Source organism: Lysinibacillus sp. NPDC097214 (genome assembly GCF_050277945.1).
In the GTDB taxonomy this organism is placed as follows: Bacteria; Bacillota; Bacilli; order Bacillales_A; family Planococcaceae; genus Lysinibacillus; species Lysinibacillus xylanilyticus_B.
This window is the reverse complement of sequence record NZ_JBNNSS010000004.1, coordinates 49,547-72,252: the sequence shown is the minus strand read 5'-3', so window position 1 is coordinate 72,252 and position 22,706 is coordinate 49,547. Positions and strand designations below refer to the sequence as shown.

The window sequence follows — 22,706 nt, the reverse complement described above, 5'->3', positions numbered from 1 at the left end:
ATTGGCTTATCACCAAAAGTTGCGAATCATATTTGATAAAATGTATGTAATTTATATAAGTTGATTGGAGTGAAGACTGGGCGACTCCTCGGGGATCAGTGATAGAGGAACGAAGGCTAAAATCAACCACTATTTTGCCCATTGAGCCAACCTTTATTTATTACGGCACCTTCTTTTTCACTGACAAAATAGTTTATTACACCATGAATAACAAACTAGACACATTCCTGATTTATATTGTATTGAAAAACTAAATGATCTAGTAATCTTCGTGAATGAGGAGTTTCAAAACGATACACTCTATATGAAGTGGTTGATTGGAGTGGAGGCTGGGCGACTCCTCGGGGATCTGTGATAGAGGAACGAAGGCTAAAATCATCACATCCTGTGATAACGCCTTCGTGACCAACATCGTGTTGGCCCGAGACCCTGCAGCGTAGCGAAGCGGCTCATCGGACACCCCCAGGAAGCTTTGCTCTGCGCGAAAGCGAAGCGTCAGCGGCAATGTTTTATCTGTGCGAAAGCGAAGCGACAGCAACAATGTTTTATCTGTGCGAAAGCGAAGCGACAGCAACAATGTTTTATCTGTGCGAAAGCGAAGCGACAGCAACAAAGCGCCCAGCAGGAACGGAAATCAACCTCTCGTTTTGCCAAAGGCCATACTTTATATCTTATTGCACCTTAATTTCACAGATAAAAATAGTTTTTTTAAACCATAAATTTTAAACTATAAACATGTCTAGTTTGTATTTTTATTTAAAAAAAGATGTCCACTAAGCCATTTACGACTTAGTGAACATCCTATTATTCATTGAAGCTTTTCAATTTATACGATTATTTTTGGATAAATTGTTGAGTCCAGTAGTTACCTGATTTCACATAGCCAACACCAATATGCGTAAATTTCTCATTTAAAATATTCGCACGGTGACCTGGTGAATTCATCCAACCTTGTACTACTTCTTGAGGTGTACGTTGACCTTGTGCAATATTTTCACCTGCACTCTTATACGTAATACCTAAAGCTTTCATACGATCAAATGGTGAACCGAATGTTGGGCTTGTATGTGAAAAATAGTTTTTAGATTGCATATCTTGTGATTTTTCACGTGCAGCTGCCATCAATTTATCATCCGTTTTAAATGGTGCTAAACCAGCTTTTGTACGTTCAGCATTCGTTAATTTTACTACTTCTTGTTCAAAAGCATTCACATCTGAAGTAGTTGTTGATGGTGTAGATTGATTTGGTGCAGTTGCTGAATTATCTTTTTGAGCTGTTTGTGTATTGTTATTTGTTGCTTGTGTATTATTATTTGATGTTTGATTATTCTCTGGTACTTGTACTTCTTTTGATGGTGCTTGTGTTTGTGGTAGATTTACATGCCACTTATGATTTGACCATTGGTTTGACCATTGATTTGACCATTTATAAGAATAAACTTTATTACAGTCTGTAGTTGTGTTCCCCTCTGTAGTATTTTCTGCAGCGGAAGCCATTTGAATTGGAGCTGCTAATAAAAATGTTGCACAAATTGCAGTTAGTGTTTTTTTCATTTTTGCAATTCCTCCTTCTCTGCAAACAATCGTAAAGTACGATTTTCATAAATTTCTTACCAGCATCTGCTAACAACACCATCAAAGAAATAGATTCGCGTCAAATAGAGGGTTTTTAGCATTGGTTTTTAGCAGGTTTCACCAACCTATGAAATACTTACGTTATAAATAGGGTTGACACCCCTTAAAAACTATTAAATATTTTCATAATTCAAATAGATTTTAACGCGCACTCACAAAAAAAACTGCCATAATTTCTACTAACAGAAAGACGATACGAACAAAACTTTCGTCTGACAAGTAGAATTTGGCAGCTTTAGTATTTCTATTTTAACTAGCTTCAGCGTTTACTCAATACCAATGACGTTTAAACTACTTACATCTTCACCAATAATCACGAGTTTTGCGGGCATTTTTACATACTCTGGAAGCCATTGGACCATGCCATATGCATATTGAAACAGCATAGGATTTTTTACACCTTCAATTGGCACATAACCTTTCATTCGATACACAGTTTCAGGCATTGTACGTACCCAATCCTCAAATTGCTCTTGTGTAAAGTTAACGTCTTTAAAATCAACTAATCGTGAGCCCAGATGCATCGATGCTATAGGCGCTTTCACAATATCTTGTTTATCCAACTGTACTGTTGCCTTTAAATCTTCTAATAACCGTAACGGCACGCGCCCATTTGTAGTTTGCAAAATAAAAGCATGCGGATTAAAGCCTTGTAGCTCATAAACAACCTGTGCCTGCTCAGCTTCTGTTAGTAAATCCGTTTTATTGGCCAGTAATAAGTGTGCGTGACGGATTTGTTCCATAAATAAAGAGCGCACTTGCGGAGTTAATGTCTCTCGGTTCAGCCACAGTTTTGAATCAGCAACTGTGACAATTCCTTTGACATTTAACTTTTCTGCAAATAACGGTGAGTAAACAGCGTCTAAAGCTTCTACAGGATGTGCAGCACCTGTTGTTTCAATAATGAGGACATCAAAGTCACTATCTAATAGAAGAGATTGAATTTGTGCCTCTGTTTTTTCGGCGCCAGAGCAGCAAATACAGCCCTCTAACATTTCCTTTAACGGAATATCCTTTTCCACAGCCTGTGAGTCAAATGGTAGCTTTCCAAGCTCATTCATAATGACAGCAGGCTTTAAATTTTTTTCCTTTAGTTGGCGAATAACATCTGTTAGCATAGATGTTTTTCCGCTACCTAAAAAACCACTAAATAAGTATACGTCCTTCATAATTATTACCTCCATAAAAAAAGCTGTCGCAAAAGGCCATTAGAGACGCCTACTGCGACAGCTACTTGTTAGTTTGTAGTTTACTCAGTTTTTGCTGGTGTACCAGTTAGAAGTTCCTTTGCTTTTAACAATTGAGGATCCTCTGCTTTTATTTTAGCGCGTAATGCATCCATTAAAGCATACGTTGTATCGCCAGTTAAAACACCAGTTTCTTCAAAACCATTTGCAGCTTGCAGTTTTTTCACTGCACGTTCTGTATTTTGTTCAAAAATACCGTCTGCATTTCCAGGCTCGTATCCTAGAACTTCTAGCATCTCTTGAGCCGCTTTTACAGCGTTAGATTGCACACCCATTTTCATTTCCACAGTTGGATCTAAGTATGGTAATGATGCATAAGGTGGGTATGACACTTTAACATCTGGAGCAATGCCTTTTTCATGAATCCAGTTACCATTTGGTGTTAACCATTTACCTGTTGTGTATTTAAGGTTAGAGCCATCTTTTAATGGTGTGACATTTTGCACTGTACCTTTACCAAACGATGTTTCTCCAACAATTTTAGCACCAACAGATTCTTTTAGTGCACCAGCTAATATTTCAGAAGCAGAAGCACTGCCGCTATCGACAAGTACTGTTACCGGAACATTATATTTTTTACCAGAAACAGCTGTTGTAATTTCCGGCTCCTCGTCTTTTTGTTGCACTTGTACAATCGCTTTACCTTCTGGAACGAATAAATTTGAAATCTCTACTGCAGCATCTAGGAAGCCGCCAGGATTTTGACGTAAATCTAATACGATACCTTTGGCTTTACCATCGTAATCTGCAAGAATCTTCTCAATTTCTTTTGCTGTATTCTCACTAAATGACGTTATTTGAATATGGGCAATATCCCCTTCAAGCATTTCACCGTAAACCGTTTCAACCGGAATTTCGTCACGGACAATCGTCATATTAATAGGCTCAGCATTAGTTCCTCGTTTCACGGTTAGTTTTACAGGCGTTCCCTTTTCACCGCGAATACGCGCTACCGCTTCAGAAGCACTTAACCCGTGAATGCTTTTCCCATCCACTGTTAAGATAATATCTTTCGGTAATAGCCCTGCCTTTTCAGCAGGTGAGTTTTTAATAGGTGATACAACAGTAATAGAACCGTTACGTTCTTGAATTTCCGCACCAATTCCTTGGAAACTTGAAGACAATCCAGACTGAAATTGTTCTGCTTCGTCTTTCACCATAAAATCAGAATACGGATCATCTAATGCGTCGAACATGCCGTTAATAGCGCCGTCGACCACTTTTACATCGTCGATATCTTTGTAATATTTGTTTTTAAGTAAATCATAGGCTTCATATAATTTTGCAAATTCTGCACGCCCACTCGGTACTTTCACTTCAACTACTTTCTTTTCACCGAATGTTAACGCAAATATCGTTAAGCCTGCAGTAATAAGAATTGTAAAGAACATCAGCATGATAAATTTAAACGGTTTCATTTGTACAAATCGTACTGCTGGTTTTATTTCAGCAGGGGATGTTTGTTCTGGCTGCTGTTCTACACTATCTTTTTTTTGTTCATCCATCTTGATTGTCACCACTCTCATATACACTAACTTGTTGTCACACTAATACCATCTTAACAGGTTAAAGGGAAGACGAAAAGAAAAAGACTGTCAAAATTTCATGACAAATCTTGTCCTACAACAATCTTCATAAAATCCATCATTTCTAATCACTATATAAGCTCTTTATTCTATGTAGGTGATATTGCAGTAGACTTTGTAAAAGTGAAGGTGTCACAGAAGCACTTGCTATAGACACCTCAGTTATCTGCTAAGTTATAGGTATATAATGGTACTGATTTTCTATTTTACCTGTTTCCTAGTAGCAGTCAACTAAAATCCTCATAGAATATTAGAAATTACATGTACTCTTATGCAATTATATATCATTTGCGCTGTTGTTATTGCGTAAGTTCTCGTAATTTTTTTATCACTGAATGTATTGTTAGCCTCTGAAATGAAAGAAGCTGTCCCTTATAAATGACAGAAAAAATACCATACGGGGTTGGCACCAGTTCCATCAACGCTTCTCTATCTTTGAGATCAATAATTTCCACTTGTATATTTAATTTATTTGCACCGGCTATAATATTTTCTGATGCAACTTCGACATATGGACATTGGAATGAACGTAAAATCGTCAAGTTGGTGAATTTTTTTAATCTCTCCTCCCAATCATTCGGAAAATATGGTTGTTCGGCTTCGTTGTTCAAAGGGTATACAAGTAATTCAAAACCATATGGTGCAGTATCAATAAGTTGAAAATCGTTTTTCAAAAAAATTTCTTTACTTGGCGCCCAAGACGTAGTTGAATTTGTAACAACAACAACACCTTTTTTTGCAAGTTTTTTTGCATCTTCTAAACATTTATTAATTAATCGAGTACCGTATCCTTTTCCAACTTCACTTACCCATAAACAATGAATGACTAAATAACCATCAGCATGGACCACTCTGGATGAATTTTCTGCTTCTGTATATTCAATAAACCCAACTTGTTTATTATTGGCGATTACTTGCACATATTTCAAGCCTTCTTCAAATCTATTATTCAGCCATTTATTCTTATTTATATATCCATTTGATTTCTTCTTACTTCTAAGACAATAACTCCCAATTCCCTCTAAAAGTTCATCATTAAATTCCACCAATTCAACCTTACACAATGCCAATCCCCCTTTATTTATCAAGGTAATTATACCATTTTTTAGGTCATGAGCATAACATGGGGTTGATTTCCGTTCCGGCTGGGCGCTTTGTTGCTGTCGCTTCGCTTTCCCACAGATAAAACATTGTTGCTGTCGCTTCGCTTTCGCACAGATAAAACATTGTTGCTGTCGCTTCGCTTTCGCGCAGAGCAAAGCTTCCTGGGGGCGTCCGATGAGCCACTTGGGGCAGCTGATGTTTTTTTCTCGAAAGCGAAGCGTCAGCGGCAGGATGTTAGTCACAAAGGCAAATGCTTTTAGCCCTCGTTCCCCTCCTGCTTCGCTCCGAGATCTCAACCTATTTATGGATAGGTCATTCTCAGAAAATGAAAAATCAGGCTATTTACATTTAGCCTGATTTTCACCTAGAAAATAATATTTCTTAACAAATTCATTATTTAAGTTCTAAGTTACAGCACATAAAAAGAAAACATAAGCGACACTTTTAGTCGTAGTTTAATCCATTCGGATACTTATTTGTTTTTGTCCTTTTTACCCTGCACGTCGAGTAATTCAGAAACTGTGACAAATCGATAGCCTTGACTGTCAAGTTCAGTTAAAATTTTTTCCATCGCTTTCACAGTTTGATGACGATTTCCGCCTCCATCATGAAAAAGAACGATATTTCCTTCTTTAACACCATTTACCACAGTATTCACAATTCTATTTGTACCTGGACTTTTCCAATCTAATGTATCTAAATGCCATGACCACATAACCACTTTATATCCTTCTTTAGCAATCGCTTCAATCATTGCATCTGAATACTGGCCTTCAACAGGTCTGAATAAAGTAGGCTTGGTTCCAGTGATGTTCTGAATAGTGTCATCTGTTTGTTTTATTTCCCTAAGTAAATTCGAGACATTTGTTCTTAATGGGTGGGTAAATGTATGGTTGGCTAGTTCATGACCTTCCTTATACATTCTTGCTACAACTTCAGGATTTTTTTCTGCATTTTGACCGACAATAAAAAAAGTTGCTTTCGCATTGTGTTTGGCTAACACATCTAAAATCTGAGATGTGTATTTTCGATGTGGGCCATCATCAAAGGTAAGCGCAATAATTTTTTCATCTGTATTAATTTCCCAAACAATTTGTCCTGCTTCTTCATAATACTTTCTCCCTTTATGTTCGTATGTTTCTGCGCCGACTTTTACATAAAAAAAGGAGACAGTTAATAGCCAAATAGGTAATAACAACAAGAATTTTTTCAACTTTTCACTTCCTCAAATAAATATTTACTCTTATTATTTGAGGAATGATAAAAAAAATGCTCTTTTTTGATTTTTTGTTACCGTGTATTATTTGAAGCTAAAATGATTGAAGTTAGAGGTTGTCCTTTTAGGATTGTTAGATACATTTTGTCGCCAAGTGATTTGCGACAAAATGTTACTTACTTTTCAAAAAAGCCTACGCTATATTTAAAATCTGTTTTTTTATATGATGTTCCATATGTTCCAGGTAGTCTTGGATAAGCCACTGTAGGGTCATAAGCTCATTATTTCCAATATCACATTGAAGGGCTAGCTTTTCATTGGGGATATTTTTAATAACATTTAATATTTTATTATTTAAGCTCACCCACAAATTCAATATTTCATCAATCGGTAATTCTTGATACCCTTGGATTTTTACCCACTGAACTTGATCATATGGAGTTAGTACAAAAGGAACCTTATCGTATTGTACTTTAATGAACCTCTCCAAATTATTAATGGCAGAATCGCATAGATGTCCTAATATTTCTTTTTTTGACCACTTTTGAGGCGCTGGTCGTCGCGAAATCTCTAGTTCAGACATTTGATGGAACTCTACCGGTACTTTATTTATCCATAAATTTAATTGATCAATAATATTTTGCATAATTCCCACCCCTACTTATAAAAGCTTAAATAATAATCGATTAATTTAATGACTTCGTATATTTTTTTATATTCTTTTTCTATTTTATAGGAAATAAACAATACAGCTACATTAAAACTTAAAACAGCGAGAGCAACTATTTGGACAAATGAGATGCCAATCATTAGCTTTGTATTAATCGCAGAGGCAATGATTGTAATCAACGATAATAGCACACCACATAATGTAATAAACATCGGCTTTGATCTAATAATTTCATTTGCTTGCAATTTTAAAACATCTAGTAAAAATTGAATTTCTTTCAATGTATATTGTTGATCAAAAATCACGAAATATGACATATAAACATCGTTTGCTATATTTTCATTTAGAATATTTTTATGGATTTTTTTCACTAATCGATCGCAAAAATCTTTATCTAATGCTTTTTCAGGTATGAATAGTTCCTCTTTATTTTCAAAAACATTTGTGCCGGGATGCTTCAAACCCCTCATCCTCTCATACTGGTTTACCAGATTTAATGACCTTATTTATAATAGAAAACGTTTATAGTCAAGTCACCCAAATCTTTCAGATAATTAAAGTATATGAAGGGACTGAAAGGTTGTATGTTATTTTCGACAAAATTTTATTGTGAGTTTATTATCTACGTAGAACATTCTAGAAAATCTATAGAACTACGCATAAAAAAACCACTTCTTTTACAATGAAGTGGTCTAGATGATACTCAAACTGGGATACGAGCTATTCGATCTTTACCTTGCTTGATCATCATAATAAGCTTCATTTGCTGCCTTTTTATTCGTACCTCTGAGATAAGCAAAAAGTATATCTGGACGTTTTAGTAACATCCAGTCGCCATAATGGTCAAATCGTCTACAAGAAGTCGTCATCCCATTTTTAATTGTTCCGTATTTTTTTCCGTTCTTCTTGCCCCATTCTTTTAAACGCTTAGCAAAATCAGCATCCTCTGCCATTAGCATATTCTCATTAAAACCTTTTATTGCCTGAAAATCTTTTTTATAGCACCAAAAGATGCCGACAGAGATCAACCCGTACTTGAACAGTAAAGGAACAATTAGCAACATGCTAGAAACTACTATACCTAAGGACATTCTTTCAAAATTACCATTCACGCCTCCTCCAATGTATTGATTAGATGATAAGTGCTTTTCAGCTTCTGATAGCAAATGTTCTGTCATTCGAGTATCAGCATCAATTGTAATTAGAATTTCGCCTTTTGCTAACGCAGCTCCAGCATTTCTAATTTTGGATAAGTTTTTATCGTTATTTTCCAATGTTACGCAATTATAGGACTGTGCAATTTCTTTCGTTTTATCCGTACAACGATTGAGGACAACGATAACTTCTACTTGATCTTTATAAGGTTGTGCAGATTTTGCAATTGACGCTAAACACTCACCAATATAATTTTCTTCATTATGAGCAGGTATGATTATTGAAAATTTCACATCTTCATCAGGAACATCTTTTATAAATGGTGTGTTTTCCGACATTTAAAATCTCCCCTTCATAATTAGTTCTCGTTATTTCAATTTAAGTATACAATCATCTCTCCCTCCTTAAATATTTTATTTTTGGGTTTTTATGTCTATTTCGTAACAACATTAACACTGTTTCAAAATGATTTAAGTCACACTATAGAAATAACAAGTCACCCTAACATTAAAATTTGAAATATTTCACCTTGGCGTATTTGTTTCTGGATTTAGAATTGTATTTGGACACCAACTAAAGAAATCACATTCTCATTCATTTCACCATCATCAGTGGTGGAAGTTTTTTGTACCTGTCGCTACGCTTTCGAAAAGCATCTGCTGTATGAAGATAAATGGTCAAAAAAATAGAGTTGGTTTGTAATTACCAACTCTTGATTCTAATTTTGAATTACCTTCATTCGACATTAGAATTTTTTTTATTTAATCTACTTAAGGCGAAAATCGCGGATGAAAAAATAAATATACCTGTACATAGCCACATTGTTATGCCATTCCATTGACCGTTTAATATTGTGATGTTTGTGAGGATAATTAGCTGCATGATACAAATTGCTATAAAAAGAACTAAGGAATGGTTCATGAAAACGCCTCCATTCTAAATCAATCCATATCATGTATATTCAACAAATATTTCAAATATCCTTTATAACAGAACAAAAGTACTGCAATGTTTTTCTTGCAGTACTCTTTAAAATCGTATGGGCTTAGCTTCCGAATGCGAAAATAAGCTCTGTCTCACAAGCTATTTCTCCGTCAACCGTTGCAACTCCACGTCCTTTACCAATGGCACCTTTTAAACGTGTAATTTCCACTTCAAGACGCAGTTGATCACCAGGTTTCACTTGTTTTTTAAAGCGACAGTTATCAATACCTGCCAGCAATCCAAGTCTTCCTTGATTCCCTTCTTTTGTGAGCATAATAATAGCACTTACTTGCGCTAATGCTTCAACAATTAAAACACCTGGCATTACTGGGTAATTCGGAAAATGTCCATTAAAAAACTCTTCATTAATCGTAACGTTTTTAATGGCTACTGCTCTTTTCCCTTCTTCTAATTCTAATACTCTATCCACTAATAGAAATGGATAACGATGTCTTAAGACTTCTTGTATTTGTTGAATATCTAGCATAAAAAAACCTCCAAAATTCTTATTACCTAATTCTATCATTTATTATTAGTAGTTGGTACTATTTTTATGTTATAAATCAATTATGCCTCGGCATAATTGCGTCCGAGATCGGCTTTGTGCTTAGGCCTGCACGAGGGCCGACACGATGTCGGTCATTTCGGTAATGCCACAGGACGTGGCGTTTTTACCGATGCAGGTTAGCCATTATCGCATGGATGCGATGATTTTAGGCTAACATCCTATGAAAGAACTCCTTTCCGATTCCGTGACATCCGCCGGAGGATTTTGTCCAACAGATGTTTTTTGCGCGAAAGCGTAGTGCTAACGTAGCGGCAGCAGCACGACGTTGGTCACCCAGTCGTTGCCACAGGACGTGGCGTTCTTAGACTGAGTTCCACTATTTCAGCGAATGTTTGGACACCCTTGAAAAGTGACTTTATACCGTATTCATCTCACCAACTATAGAGATAGGAGTCTTTTGTAGCTGACGCTTTGCTTTCGCTACAAAAAACATTTGCTTAAAGAAGTTAAAAAATAAAGCCACATCCCTTTAGATGTGACTAAAATATTTTTGTATTAGTAGTCTTCCTTATTTAATGGCCAAATAGAGGCAGGTACATTTTGATATGGGAAGTTTCTCAAATAATTTGAGGCTGCACCTAGTGCATCCACATAAATAATATCTCCCACGATTGGTTCAAATGCTGCTCTAAAATGATTTTTGGCTTTCAGTACAAGTAATTTTTTGACTGAAGGTTCTATTCCTATATGGCGAAACATCTCTGGGTCATTAGCAGACATTGGAGTACCTATTAATAAGACTTCAACATCTTCACATTTAATATGCACAGCATTTTTTAAGTCCATACGATAGTTTTTCTGGAAAGGACCAGAATTATAAAATACACCATCTGAAATAGCAATAACATCTGCCGTTACTTCAATAGGATGTCCGTATTGAGGGTTAATCTTACCCCCTAATTGTAACTGGACTTTAGATCCAATTCCTGCTTCTTTACATTTTTCGATACTTTCAACATCGTAAATCCCACCGATTAAACAATCTTTAATGTTTAGCGTTAAAACTTCTCTCATTAGTTCTGTTGTATCAGCGCTACCACAACTTAGTGGGTTGTCGGAGATATCAGCTAGTACAACTGGCTTACCTCCTAAAAGTTGAAGCGCCTGTGAAATCGCTTCTTTAGTTGTTGGTAGAGTTACTAAGAACTCTTCTTTTACTTCCATGTATAAGTTTGTCAGATTTTCAAGTGCTTTATTTATAATTTCTTCATCTGTCCCCGTCACAATAATACCCGCTCCCACTTGTGCTACATCAGCATAGGGGAACCCTCCCAAAATAGTTATATTAAAAATACCTTCTTTTGATTCTAATACCTTAGATTCTTCCATCAATTTATGCATTGGTCCCTCGGATGTTCTCATATTAATAGAAGGGGGCATTAAGGAGAGTTTTTTCATTTTAACTTTAAATTGCTGCCCGGAAAGTAATTCAATGAGAGCGTTAGCTGCAGTTTCACCAGTCTCATACATATCAATGTGCGGGTATGTTTTATAACCAATGATTGCATTCGCTAAATCTAAGTAGCTTTCTTTGATGTTAGCATGCATATCAAGGGTAATAACTATAGGAATATTTCCAACTATACTTCTGATTTTAATCATGTATTGCTCTTCCGGATCTTGTAATTCCTCTACTACCATAGCGCCATGTAGTGCTAATAATAGTCCGTCTAATGCCTTTTCTTGCTGAAGTAACGTGAGCATTTGATGTTCAATTCGAGAGTAAGCGCTTGCTGTAACAATACCGGACGGGATCGCCGCTGCACAAAGTAATGGTACAATTTCAATATCATGATAGCGTTCTAAAACATCAATGAATCCACCTAACTCTGTTTTTGTGTTACGAAATTCATTCACTAGCTTTTCACCTTCACAATATCCATAGTTTTCAAATTGTGGAATATCGGTTTTATAAGGAACAAAACTATGCGATTCGTGATAAAACATAGCAATACCTATTCTTCTCACCATTATCTAATTCTCCTCCAGACAAATTTTAACGGTCTTCGTTTTTCACTCCATGTATCTTTCTACAACCATTGCCAAACCTTGTCCACCTGCTATACATATAGCAGCTACGCCATAACGTAACTTGCGCTTTTCTAGAGCGTGAACTAATGTAGTTAAGATTCTAGCACCAGACATACCTAGAGGATGACCTAATGCAATGGCGCCACCGTTTACATTAAGTTTTGATAATGGGAGAGATAATTGTTTTATGCATGCTAATGTTTGTGCAGCAAAAGCTTCATTAATTTCGAATAAATCTATATCACGGATATTCAATCCAGCCTTTTCTAACGCTTGCTCAATAGCTGGAACAGGCCCAAGACCCATTTCTTTTGGGGAAATGCCAACTGACGAAAATGATACGATTTTTGCAAGTGGCTTACATCCAAGTAAATGTGCCTTTTTATCATCCATGAGTAACAACATTGAAGCTCCATCATTACGTCCTGACGCATTACCCGCTGTTACGCTACCGTCTTTTTTAAATACGGGTTGCAATTTAGCTAGAACGTCAATATCTGATAGACGAGGGTGTTCATCTACAGCAAAATGGATGGTTTTCTTTTTTCCAGTTTTGACTTCTATTGAGACAATTTCGCTTTCAAAATCACCTTTATCAATAGCTGCTTTAGCTTTTATCTGACTTTCATATGCAAAATAATCTTGTTCTTCTCTTGAAATATTGAAATTTTCCGCTAACCATTCTGCAGTTTCTCCCATTGAAAAAGTACCGTAAATCGATTCTGGCTGTGACTTTGCTTGACTTTCAATATTCGAGTCATAAATAGTAAGATTTCCGTTTAATGTATTTGTTCGGTCAGGAATGAAGTAGAAAGGTGCTTGTGACATACTTTCTACACCACCAGCGAGTATTACATCAGCTTGGTTCGCCATAATGGCCATCGCAGCATTCATTACAGCTTGCATCCCCGAACCACATTGACGATGTACAGTATACGCCGATAGTGTATCGTGGAATTTCGCTTTTAATGCTGCGACCCTTGCGATATTCGGAGCGTGAGTACTTTGTTTCGTTTGTCCTATAATAATTTCATCTAAAATTTCTTCCCCATAACCTACAGAAGATAGATTATTTTGCATAACATGGGCAACTAAATCTTCAGGCAAAGTTTGTGCTAGAGATCCTCCGAGTTTACCTATCGGTGTTCGAAATGCATTTACTATAACTACCATATATATATCCTCCTTGCTACTGTTGTAAAATGTAGTATAAACATAAAAACCGAACCAAACGTATTGTATATAGTTACATAAAAATACCTATATTTTTCTACGCTCGACCGGTTTTTGACAAGATTATGAAAAAGGAGACTACCTCACCTTTTTAAACTACTAAACTTTATTCATTTACATTGTCCCAATAACGTTGAACAGCTGCTTGTAGCGCTACAATTATTGCTTGCTGGCTAGGGGCAAAATAGTTTCTCCTTATTTTCTCGATTAAGTCATCTACCCCTCCTTCTAAGCAATATCCTACTAAAAGTCTTTTGAAGAAAGATTGTGTAAGATCTGTAACTACTGTAAATTCTGCTTCTACAATTACATGCCTCTCTCTATCTATTTCTAGTACAATTCCTGCATACTTGTAGATTTCATACATTGAAGTCCCTTGAGGTGCTTTGGCATAACCAGTTACAAGTACTGTATTAATCTCTTCCACATACTCGCCTCCTAACATCTATAAATATTACAATCGCGACCTAATATTATCTTAATAGATATTGGGAATATAGGTTCTATTGTTTTTGATTTGGTTGTTTAAAGTTGGTTATGCGCAAGTGCAACTTTATATATTGCTTCGGTGTGTTGTTGTACAGTTTCTAATGTCACACCAGGCATTAAATCGACCAAATATAGTTCATGATCTTTAACATGAAATACCGCTAAATTAGTAACAATAATATCAACAGATCTTGTTGAAGTTATTGGAAATGTACATTCTTTTACAAGCTTACTTTTACCTTCCTTAGAACAATGTGTCATAGCGACAATTATTTGTTTTGCTCCTGATAACAAGTCCATTGCGCCTCCTACACCTAAAATAGTCTTGCCAGGTACAGCCCAGTTAGCGATTAATCCTGTTTGATCTACTTGTAATGCTCCTAGTATGGCGACGTCGATATGTCCACCACGAATCATCGCAAAAGAATCTGCGCTATTAAAAAATGAAGAGCCTACTTTTTCGCCAATAGGAAGCTTACCTGCATTGACTAGGTTGGGGTCAATATTATTAGGATCTATGTCTGTAACACCTAATAGTCCGTTTTCTGTATGAAAAATAATCTTATCATCTTTAACATATTCTGATACTAATGTAGGAATGCCGATTCCCAAATTCACAACCGCAGGCCCTATTATTTCTTTAGCTACACGACAAGCAATGAGATGTTGTTCATTCACAAACTTTTCACCCCTTCTTTCGTCAAAACTTTTTTAGCAACTACAATTGCATCTACAAATAGATGAGGGGTAACGATTTCTTCAGCATTTAAAGAACCTACAGGCACAATTTCATCCACCTCTGCCACTACATATTCAGCAGCTGTTGCCATTAGAGGATTAAAATTCCGAGCCGTTTTATAGTATGTTAAATTTCCTAACTCATCTGCCTTATGAGCACGGATGAATGCAACATTGCCCTTAATAGAATGTTCAAAGATATACGTTTCATTATCTAAAACTCGTTGTTCCTTACCTTCTGCTAATTTTGTTCCAACAGCTGTTTTAGTATAGAAACCACCTATTCCTGCTCCACCAGCTCTTAATGCTTCAGCCATTGTACCTTGGGGTAAAAGTTGAATAGCTAACTCCCCCTTCTGATACTTTTCACCAACATCTCTATTACTTGTGAAGTAAGAACCAATAACTTTCTTAATCTTATTTTGATTTAGAATAAGACCTAACCCTTTACCAGACTCACCTAAATTATTACTGACAACAGTTAACTCACTTACTTCCTTCTCTTTTAAAGCATCAATTAACGTTAGAGGGGCTCCAATTAATCCAAAGCCACCAACTAATAATGTGTCTCCATTTTTTAAAGTATCAAGTGCTTCCATGATCGAACTTTTTAACTTGTTCATACAATTCACCCCAATAGCATCAATTATGCCTCGACAAAATTGCGTACGGAATCGGCCGAAGGCATTAGGCCAACAAATGTTTTCTGTGCGAAAGCGAAGCGGCAGCACAATTGTTTTTTGCGCGAAAGTGAAGCCGCATTGCTAAATGAAGTTAAAACTTCTTTTTCATGCAATAACGATGTTCATCTTTACCAAATTCGTTTTCGCGTGTTTCAATAATTTCAAAACCAAACGCTTCATATAGTTTTATCGCTGCTACATTCTCTGTGTTTACAGTCAGTGTTACATATTTAAAGCCTTGTTTTTGTATATAATCGAGAAGCTCTACTAAGAATTTCTTTCCGATACCTTTACCTTGTTGATCTGAACGAACATAATAACCAAATACGTAAGCTTCATCAGGATTATCAAAATTACGCATTAATTCTCCAACTGCGATTGGGCGATCATCGCCTTCTTCTTTAAACCAAACCATTTTTCCATATCGAGTTAGTGGTACAAGACATTGTTCATCAACGGCACCTACTCCTGGAAAAGCATCTTTTTCTAGTTCCATCATCATATCAATTTCATTAATCTTTAGTTTTTTTGGAACTTCAATATAATATGTTGCTGTCATAATTCACACTCACTCTCTTTTATTGATAGTATTTATCCCAATGTAATTGCATTTTTTCTCTTCCATTAAAAATATTAGAATGAAATTGGATTGGAGAGGTTTCTCTTATTCTCTTTAATTGTTCTAATGATGCTTGAAGCTCTTTCGAATTCAGCAGTTTATCCATCTTATTTAAAATGCTAAGTCCTGCAACATGACCCTGAGCCATGCAAATTTTAGCACCTTCAATTCCGGTAATATTTCCCGCAACGAAAACGTTCTCAACTGTTGTTTCCAATCTCTCATTATGAATAGGAACTTTGCCACTTAATCCATCAATATCTGCAAATTCACATTTTAAGACAACCGATAATTCCGTTTGAGGTGTTAATCCCGCAGAAATACAAACTGCGTCTACATTTAACGTTCTTGCTTTACTTGTAAGCTCACCTTCAAATGTTACATTTTGTACTTTAACGGCCTTTACTTCTTGATCGCCTTGAATTTCACTGATGCATTTATTTAGATATATTGGAATTTCCCACATTTTAATGCCTCTAGATGGATAAAATTTATGGGCTAGCTTTCGCCCTACATTACTTTTTATGACATTTGTGCCCATTTTCATAAATGCATTTGGAGCATGACTACCCATTGAGCTAAAAATTTGCATGACTAGATTTGGATTAGAAATTGATTTATTGAACAAGTTTTTAGGAGGTAAATAAATCCCTACAACTTCTACCCCAGCTAACTTCATAGCTCTAGCGATTGAAATTGAAAGAATATCAGCTCCTATAATTGCTACTCTATTTCCTGGCTTAACGAAATATTGATTTGTCAGTACTTGGGCTCCACCCACAGTAATCACTTTAGGTAATGTCCAACCTTTGATAGGAAGCCCTTTTTCAATAGCTCCTGTAGCTAAAAGTAAATAATCCGCTTCCACTATTGGTAGGATCTCTAACCCATCCACTTTCGAAAGGTAAAGCTTATAATTTGCATCAATATTCCATACTTGTGTACCAAGAATAAAAGTAATATTGTTATAACTTCTTGCTTCATTGACTAGCCTTTCAGCAACGTCTCTACCAATCCACCAATTACCGTTATTTTCTTCATGTAACTGTCCTAAAAGTTTACCACCTAGCATATTATTTTCTTCTATAACAACTACAGAAACCTCTCTTTTTGCTAGTGTTATTGCTGCCTGTAAACCTGCTGGTCCTCCACCAACAATAGCTACATCGTATTTCATACTATTCGATCCCCCTATCAGTGGAGAATACTTCTAACCCTTCAACTATAGGTACGTTACATGCTCTAACCATTCCCTGGTTTTTAATATATACGCGACAATCAAAACAGTTCCCAATACCACAAAACAAACTGCGTCCCATATTATTTTTCTCCGTATGTCTCAAGGTTGTTACACGATTCGCCCAAAGTGCAGCCGCTATTGTATCGCCATCTAGTCCAGTGTATATTTGTTCGTTAAAATAAAATGTTACCTGTTTTTTTGGTGAAATAGTTACAATCGGATGATGTTGAATGCGCATTAAACGTTATCCTCCCTCGCTGCAAGTTGACAAAGTGAAACAGGACGTACAGGGACATGTACTGTTAAACTAGAAGGCTGTGACATACCTTGTGGAATTTGATCAGACATATAATTATCGATTAATGTACGACAAATTCTTCCTTGGCACATTCCCATACCAAGACGTGTCGCCATTTTTATTTCTTGTGATGTTATCAAGCCGTTTTCTTTAGCGGCTTCGATATCTCCTAAACTAACTTCCTCACAACGACAAATAATAACGTCTTTCATAGTTAATCACCTGTTTCTTTCACTTTTTCAAAACGGTCAACACTTAACTTTTTTAGCATGTCTTTTATCACATCGGTCGGTTCGATATGGTGTATATAGTCATATAAATATGAGCTCATTAGCTTACCCATTACAGTAGATATACCAAAACCATGCCCATTGTAACCAGCTGAGACGAAGCCATTTTCAAGTGTCATTAATTTACCCATTATTGGTGTAAAATCTGGAGTTAACTCTACTGTTCCCGCGAATGTACGTAGTAATTTTTTATTTTTCAATTTAGGAAATAACTCTAAAAAACGTCCTGATTGTAGTTGGATGGCTTGGATTGTATTGTTTAATTCATACCCGTCTAATTCCCACGGGCCCCCTCCACCAAAGAGTATATTCCCAGCATGTGTTTGTCTTAAGTATATTCCGTTCCCTGTAAAGAAAGGTTTTATAATATTTTGACGAACAATTTCTGTTGCAAACAATTGGGACCGTCGAGGTCTAATTGGAATATGTTCACTTAGTTCCATGCAGATTTTTTGAGTCCAAGGACCAGTGGAGATGATGAAATAATCTGCCGTTAAACTTCCTTTTGGCGTTTGTACCGCTAAGATCTTATTTTTTTCTGTAACGATTTTTTCAACATAACAATGATTATAAAGTTTAGCTCCACCTTGCTTTAAAGATTTAATTAAACTTTGAGAAGTTGTGAATGGATAAGCTGATCCATCGTCATGGCTATAGATCCCTAATGGAATATCATCGCTTAAAAATGGCACATATTTCTTCATTGATTTATTGTCTAACAATTCCACATGTATTCCTGCTTGGACATATAATTCATATGATTTTCTTAATATATTTGCTTCTATGTCATTTCGAGCCACCATCAAATGTCCATTTTTTTTGAAGTGTGTTTCAATACCTTTTTCACTTAATTGGCTCCAAATTTTTAATGCATTTAAAGAATACGGCATTTCTGATAACTCTCGTCCTAATGTCATAATGGCCCCGCCATTTCTACCAGAGGCAGCAGCAGCAAATGATTTCGCTTCGACAATACTTACTTCAAAACCAATTTCTTGTAAAAAGTAAGCTGTTAATAGCCCGATGATACCTCCACCAATGATCAGAACACTTTTTTTCTCAGATAATGAACGCGCTTCATTTAAGTACTGTTCTAAAGCATTTATTTCGTGCTTTGTTCGATGAACATCTTCGATAGTTTCTTTTTCAATGTCGAGAGCTAACATTGTTAATAAATTTTCGGACATAGTATTATCCTCCATAGCTGATATAAACTGATTTCCATTCTGTCATGAAATCTAACATATGATGTGAAACCTCACGTTGCCCATTGCCAGACATTTTTAATCCACCAAAAGGGACACCTAGTTCTGCATTTGCTGTGCCAGCATTGATATACACTAGTCCAGTAGATAAATCATTTTGTGCTTGCATAGCTATTGATAAATCATTAGTAAAGACTGCAGTTGAAAGTCCATATTTCGTATCATTGTTCCAAGTGATAACTTGCTCGTAATTTTCAAAAGTGATAATTGAAAGGACTGGGCCAAAGACTTCTTCTTGAGCAATTTCAAAAGTAGTCTCAATTTCATCTAAAATCGTTGGGGCGTAGTAATATCCTGCATCTTCCATAAGAATGTGTCCACCAATTACTAATCTAGCACCCTCTTCAATGGCTTTTTGTACAGCGCAGTCGATTTGTTTTAAACTTGTTTCATTAATGATAGGACCGATTTGCGTACTATCTTTTAATCCATTGCCAATTCTCAGTTTGCTAGTCTCTTGGATTAATTTTTGTAGAAAAAGGTCTTTGATACTTGCATGTATAAAAACTCTTCTTGTCGCTGTACAGCGTTGCCCGCTTGTACCATAACCAGAAGCTATAATCTGTGATACGGCTAGTTCTATATCAGCATCTTTCATTACAATGGCTGCATTAATACCACCTAATTCAAGCGTGACGCGCTTTAGTTGTTTTGCAGCTTCTTGTGCAATTTTAATGCCTATATTCGTTGAGCCTGTGAAAGTCAGTAAGGGTACATCTTTATGGCTTACAATATATTCGCCAATGTTTGGAGAACTAGATGTCACTAAGTTCAATATACCTGGCGGTAAACCACTCTCAACCATATATGAAGTAAATTGTGTCGCTGTACAGTTTACTTCCGGAGAAGGTTTCCAAACTACTGTGTTCCCTGCAATAAATGCTGAGAAGATCTTATATGCAGCAAGTGAGATTGGATAATTCCAAGGAGTGATACAACCAACAACTCCTGTAGAAGTTCTTACAGTATGAATATGACGGCCTTGAATCATCGATGGAATGACTTCCCCCATAGCTCTTTTACCTTCCCCGCTAAAGTATATTGCGGTTTGAATGGCCACTTCTACTTCTCCTAATGCTTCGTGTAAAGGTTTGCCCATTTCTTTAGTGATTAATTCGGCTAACGTATTTTTACGTTCTGATAATATCGTTGCAATATTTTTTAATACTTGAGCCCGTTGTACAGCGGTAAATTTACTCCATTTTAAATAAGCTTGACTAGCATTATTAATGGCCGCTTCTGTATGATTAATTGTAGCCTCAGAAAAGTGGCCAATAACTTCCTTCGTTGCAGGATTGAATGAAGGCGTTAAATTTTCTGTTTTGTGCCACTCACCGTTAATTAAAATACTTGCAGTTTGTTCATTTTTCATAGTTTGCATTTTCAATTCACAACCTTTTCTAGATTATTTTTAATACCTAAAAAGGCTGCTAGTTTAGTACTTTTAGGATTGGTTAAAACTTTTTTGGGACAACCTTGTTCCTCAATTTTTCCATCAACCATAAAAATAACTCTATCTGCCACATCACGAGCAAAGTTCATTTCATGTGTGACCACAACCATGGTCATACCTTCACTTGCAACTTGTTTCATTACGTTTAATACTTCTCCAACTAATTCAGGATCAAGTGCAGATGTTGGCTCATCGAATAGCATGAGCTTCGGTTTCATAGCCAATGCACGTGCAATCGCAACACGTTGTTGCTGACCACCGGACAGTTTTTTAGGATAATAGTCTTTCTTATCCAAAAGACCGACCTTTCCAAGTAGCTCTATAGCCTCTTTTTCTACTTCATGTTTGCTTCTCTTTAAAACATGTATAGGTGCTACCATAATATTCTCCAGCACAGTCATATGTGGGAATAAATTAAATTGTTGGAACACCATTCCTACTTCCCGTTTAATATGTGCTATATTAGTTTTATTTTCATTTAGATGAATGTTATCCACTGTTATGTTGCCGCTTGTGATTTTTTCCAAATGATTAATACATCTTAGAAGTGTACTTTTCCCTGAACCACTTGAGCCAATTAGAGAAACAACTTCACCCTTTTTAATTGTTATGTCAATGCCTTTTAATACTTCTAAGTCACCGAAGCTTTTATGCACATTCACCATCTCAATCATGACCTCTTGTAAATTTTTATGAATATGATTATCTATATTTTTCATTAGGTGTCCTCCTCTACATTTCACTTACAGACATTCTTCTTTCCACACGGTTTAATATAAATGTAAAGAAGGTTGTCATTACTAGATAGAATCCCGCTGCAACTAGATAAAATTCAATAAATGCATAGTTAGAAGCTGCATAGCGTTGCGATACCATTAGTAACTCCGAAACTGTTACTAGTGAGGCTAAGGAAGAATCTTTAAGCATCATAATGGCTTGATTTCCCAATGACGGTAAGGAAACGCGTAACGCTTGAGGTAAGATAACTTTTCTCATTTGTAAAAAATAACTCATCCCTAATGATTCAGCGGCTTCAATTTGACCTTTAGATATTGACATAATGCCACCGCGGTATATTTCAGCGGTATATGCAGCAGAATTAATTCCTAATGCAATTACAGCAGCAACCATAGGTGATAGCTCAATCCCAACTTGAGGTAAACCATAGTAAATAAGAAATAGTTGTACAAGCATTGGAGTACCTCGAATAATCCATAAATAAAAGTCCGCTACTAAACGAATAATCTTTACTTTAGAAATTTTCATTAAAGCAACAAAAAGCCCTAAAATTAATCCGAAAATTGTGGAATAAAGTGTTAACTTTAACGTTACCCACGAAGCTTTTACCATGAAGGGTAAAAAATCTGTTACTAAGCTGAAATCCAACATATAGTATCTTCCCTTCTATTTAAAAATACTTCTACCAAACCATTTTTCACTAATTTCATCATAGGTACCGTCTTTCACCATGTCTTTAATATGTTTATCAATTTCATTGACTAAGTCCTTTTGGTTTTTGTTGACTGTAATGCCTGCTGTTTCATCGTATAGTACGTTACCTACAGGAGTAACATCGTAACTGTTTTCAAGAATGATATTGCCACCTACTGCTTTATCAGTAATTGAACCATCAATACGACCGTTAATTAGATCTTGGAAAGACAGTAAATCAGACTTGTACAATACAGGTTCTCCACCTAGTCTAATGACTTCATCCGTAAAAGTAGTTCCTGTCACAACACCAATTTTCTTCCCTTTTACATCAGTTTCTAGATTTTTAATAGCTGAATTAGACTTCGTGAATAGTTGTGCACCTGTATAATAATAGGGTTCTGTGAAATCGACTTTCTTTTTTCGATCCTCGGTAATTGCCATACTTGAAATAATAATTTCATATTTTTTAGAAAGTAGCCCTCCAATGATTGAATCCCATGGTGTAGCAACGAATTCGACTTTTACCCCCATACGCTTAGCAATTTCATTAGTAATGTCTACATCAAATCCTTCTAATTCATTTTTTGAATTGTAGAAGTTGAATGGTGGATAGGCTCCTTCAATACCGACTTTTATGACACCCTCTTTTTTAATTTTTTCGAAAGAATCATTAGCTTTAGAATTATCACTAGAGCCACATGCTGATAAAACAGCAACAGAAATTAACAGCAACATACATAAATATTTTTTCATCATAAAACCTCCCCC

General features: G+C 36.0%; 24 protein-coding genes. All 24 read right to left on the bottom strand.

Annotation, left to right across the window (positions count from 1 at the left end; translation table 11 throughout):
* Positions 1 to 259: 259 nt before the first annotated feature.
* Positions 260 to 613: a hypothetical protein gene (locus tag ACQKMI_RS10325; RefSeq protein ID WP_427488571.1), complete on the bottom strand. Its 354-nt coding sequence runs from the start codon at positions 611 to 613 to the stop codon at positions 260 to 262.
* Positions 614 to 834: 221 nt separating this feature from the next.
* Positions 835 to 1,554 carry a CAP domain-containing protein gene (locus ACQKMI_RS10320; protein ID WP_427488569.1) on the bottom strand — a complete coding sequence of 240 codons (720 nt, stop codon included), beginning with the start codon at positions 1,552 to 1,554 and terminating at the stop codon, positions 835 to 837.
* 347 nt (positions 1,555 to 1,901) lie between these two features.
* Complete coding sequence (locus tag ACQKMI_RS10315) at positions 1,902 to 2,804, bottom strand: CobW family GTP-binding protein (RefSeq protein ID WP_427489316.1); 903 nt, start codon at positions 2,802 to 2,804, stop codon at positions 1,902 to 1,904.
* Between the two features lie 80 nt (positions 2,805 to 2,884).
* A complete protein-coding gene (locus ACQKMI_RS10310) occupies positions 2,885 to 4,387 on the bottom strand; it encodes a S41 family peptidase (protein ID WP_427488567.1) in 1,503 nt (500 codons plus the stop codon).
* Positions 4,388 to 4,767: 380 nt separating this feature from the next.
* A complete protein-coding gene (locus ACQKMI_RS10305; protein ID WP_427488565.1) occupies positions 4,768 to 5,814 on the bottom strand; it encodes a GNAT family N-acetyltransferase in 1,047 nt (348 codons plus the stop codon).
* A gap of 230 nt (positions 5,815 to 6,044) precedes the next feature.
* Positions 6,045 to 6,785 (bottom strand): polysaccharide deacetylase family protein, encoded by a 741-nt coding sequence (locus tag ACQKMI_RS10300; RefSeq protein WP_427488563.1) that lies wholly within the window; start codon positions 6,783 to 6,785, stop codon positions 6,045 to 6,047.
* Positions 6,786 to 6,981: 196 nt separating this feature from the next.
* The gene (locus tag ACQKMI_RS10295) at positions 6,982 to 7,434 is read right to left on the bottom strand and encodes a DinB family protein (protein ID WP_427488561.1); all 453 of its coding nucleotides are present in this window, start codon (positions 7,432 to 7,434) and stop codon (positions 6,982 to 6,984) included.
* 11 nt (positions 7,435 to 7,445) lie between these two features.
* The gene (locus ACQKMI_RS10290; RefSeq protein WP_427488559.1) at positions 7,446 to 7,919 is read right to left on the bottom strand and encodes a hydroxymyristoyl-ACP dehydratase; all 474 of its coding nucleotides are present in this window, start codon (positions 7,917 to 7,919) and stop codon (positions 7,446 to 7,448) included.
* Positions 7,920 to 8,189: 270 nt separating this feature from the next.
* A complete protein-coding gene (locus ACQKMI_RS10285) occupies positions 8,190 to 8,951 on the bottom strand; it encodes a glycosyltransferase (protein WP_427488557.1) in 762 nt (253 codons plus the stop codon).
* 707 nt (positions 8,952 to 9,658) lie between these two features.
* A complete protein-coding gene (gene fabZ / locus ACQKMI_RS10280; protein ID WP_376074467.1) occupies positions 9,659 to 10,084 on the bottom strand; it encodes a 3-hydroxyacyl-ACP dehydratase FabZ in 426 nt (141 codons plus the stop codon).
* A gap of 576 nt (positions 10,085 to 10,660) precedes the next feature.
* Positions 10,661 to 12,136: a M81 family metallopeptidase gene (locus ACQKMI_RS10275; RefSeq protein ID WP_427488555.1), complete on the bottom strand. Its 1,476-nt coding sequence runs from the start codon at positions 12,134 to 12,136 to the stop codon at positions 10,661 to 10,663.
* Positions 12,137 to 12,178: 42 nt separating this feature from the next.
* Positions 12,179 to 13,369 carry a thiolase family protein gene (locus ACQKMI_RS10270; RefSeq protein WP_427488553.1) on the bottom strand — a complete coding sequence of 397 codons (1,191 nt, stop codon included), beginning with the start codon at positions 13,367 to 13,369 and terminating at the stop codon, positions 12,179 to 12,181.
* Positions 13,370 to 13,535: 166 nt separating this feature from the next.
* The gene (locus ACQKMI_RS10265; RefSeq protein ID WP_427488551.1) at positions 13,536 to 13,856 is read right to left on the bottom strand and encodes a DUF3870 domain-containing protein; all 321 of its coding nucleotides are present in this window, start codon (positions 13,854 to 13,856) and stop codon (positions 13,536 to 13,538) included.
* 98 nt (positions 13,857 to 13,954) lie between these two features.
* Positions 13,955 to 14,596 (bottom strand): 3-oxoacid CoA-transferase subunit B, encoded by a 642-nt coding sequence (locus ACQKMI_RS10260; RefSeq protein ID WP_427488549.1) that lies wholly within the window; start codon positions 14,594 to 14,596, stop codon positions 13,955 to 13,957.
* Positions 14,593 to 15,279, bottom strand: a complete 687-nt coding sequence (locus ACQKMI_RS10255; RefSeq protein WP_427488547.1) for a CoA transferase subunit A — start codon at positions 15,277 to 15,279, stop codon at positions 14,593 to 14,595. Before ACQKMI_RS10255 ends, ACQKMI_RS10260 begins: the two co-directional genes overlap by 4 nt.
* A 151-nt stretch (positions 15,280 to 15,430) precedes the next feature.
* On the bottom strand, positions 15,431 to 15,898 hold the full coding sequence (locus tag ACQKMI_RS10250; protein WP_427488545.1) for a GNAT family N-acetyltransferase: 468 nt from the start codon (positions 15,896 to 15,898) through the stop codon (positions 15,431 to 15,433).
* Positions 15,899 to 15,917: 19 nt separating this feature from the next.
* The gene (locus tag ACQKMI_RS10245; protein ID WP_427488543.1) at positions 15,918 to 17,135 is read right to left on the bottom strand and encodes an NAD(P)/FAD-dependent oxidoreductase; all 1,218 of its coding nucleotides are present in this window, start codon (positions 17,133 to 17,135) and stop codon (positions 15,918 to 15,920) included.
* 1 nt (position 17,136) lies between these two features.
* Positions 17,137 to 17,436 carry a (2Fe-2S)-binding protein gene (locus ACQKMI_RS10240; protein WP_427414759.1) on the bottom strand — a complete coding sequence of 100 codons (300 nt, stop codon included), beginning with the start codon at positions 17,434 to 17,436 and terminating at the stop codon, positions 17,137 to 17,139.
* Entirely contained in the window at positions 17,436 to 17,708 is a 273-nt protein-coding gene (locus ACQKMI_RS10235; RefSeq protein ID WP_427488541.1) for a (2Fe-2S)-binding protein, read from the bottom strand. Before ACQKMI_RS10235 ends, ACQKMI_RS10240 begins: the two co-directional genes overlap by 1 nt.
* Before the next feature lie 2 nt (positions 17,709 to 17,710).
* The gene (locus tag ACQKMI_RS10230) at positions 17,711 to 18,973 is read right to left on the bottom strand and encodes an NAD(P)/FAD-dependent oxidoreductase (RefSeq protein WP_427488539.1); all 1,263 of its coding nucleotides are present in this window, start codon (positions 18,971 to 18,973) and stop codon (positions 17,711 to 17,713) included.
* A gap of 4 nt (positions 18,974 to 18,977) precedes the next feature.
* The gene (locus ACQKMI_RS10225; RefSeq protein WP_427488537.1) at positions 18,978 to 20,432 is read right to left on the bottom strand and encodes an aldehyde dehydrogenase family protein; all 1,455 of its coding nucleotides are present in this window, start codon (positions 20,430 to 20,432) and stop codon (positions 18,978 to 18,980) included.
* 2 nt (positions 20,433 to 20,434) lie between these two features.
* Entirely contained in the window at positions 20,435 to 21,178 is a 744-nt protein-coding gene (locus ACQKMI_RS10220) for an amino acid ABC transporter ATP-binding protein (RefSeq protein ID WP_427489314.1), read from the bottom strand.
* 58 nt (positions 21,179 to 21,236) lie between these two features.
* Positions 21,237 to 21,893 carry an amino acid ABC transporter permease gene (locus tag ACQKMI_RS10215; protein ID WP_427488535.1) on the bottom strand — a complete coding sequence of 219 codons (657 nt, stop codon included), beginning with the start codon at positions 21,891 to 21,893 and terminating at the stop codon, positions 21,237 to 21,239.
* Between the two features lie 15 nt (positions 21,894 to 21,908).
* Entirely contained in the window at positions 21,909 to 22,691 is a 783-nt protein-coding gene (locus ACQKMI_RS10210) for a transporter substrate-binding domain-containing protein (protein WP_427488533.1), read from the bottom strand.
* Positions 22,692 to 22,706: the final 15 nt, after the last annotated feature.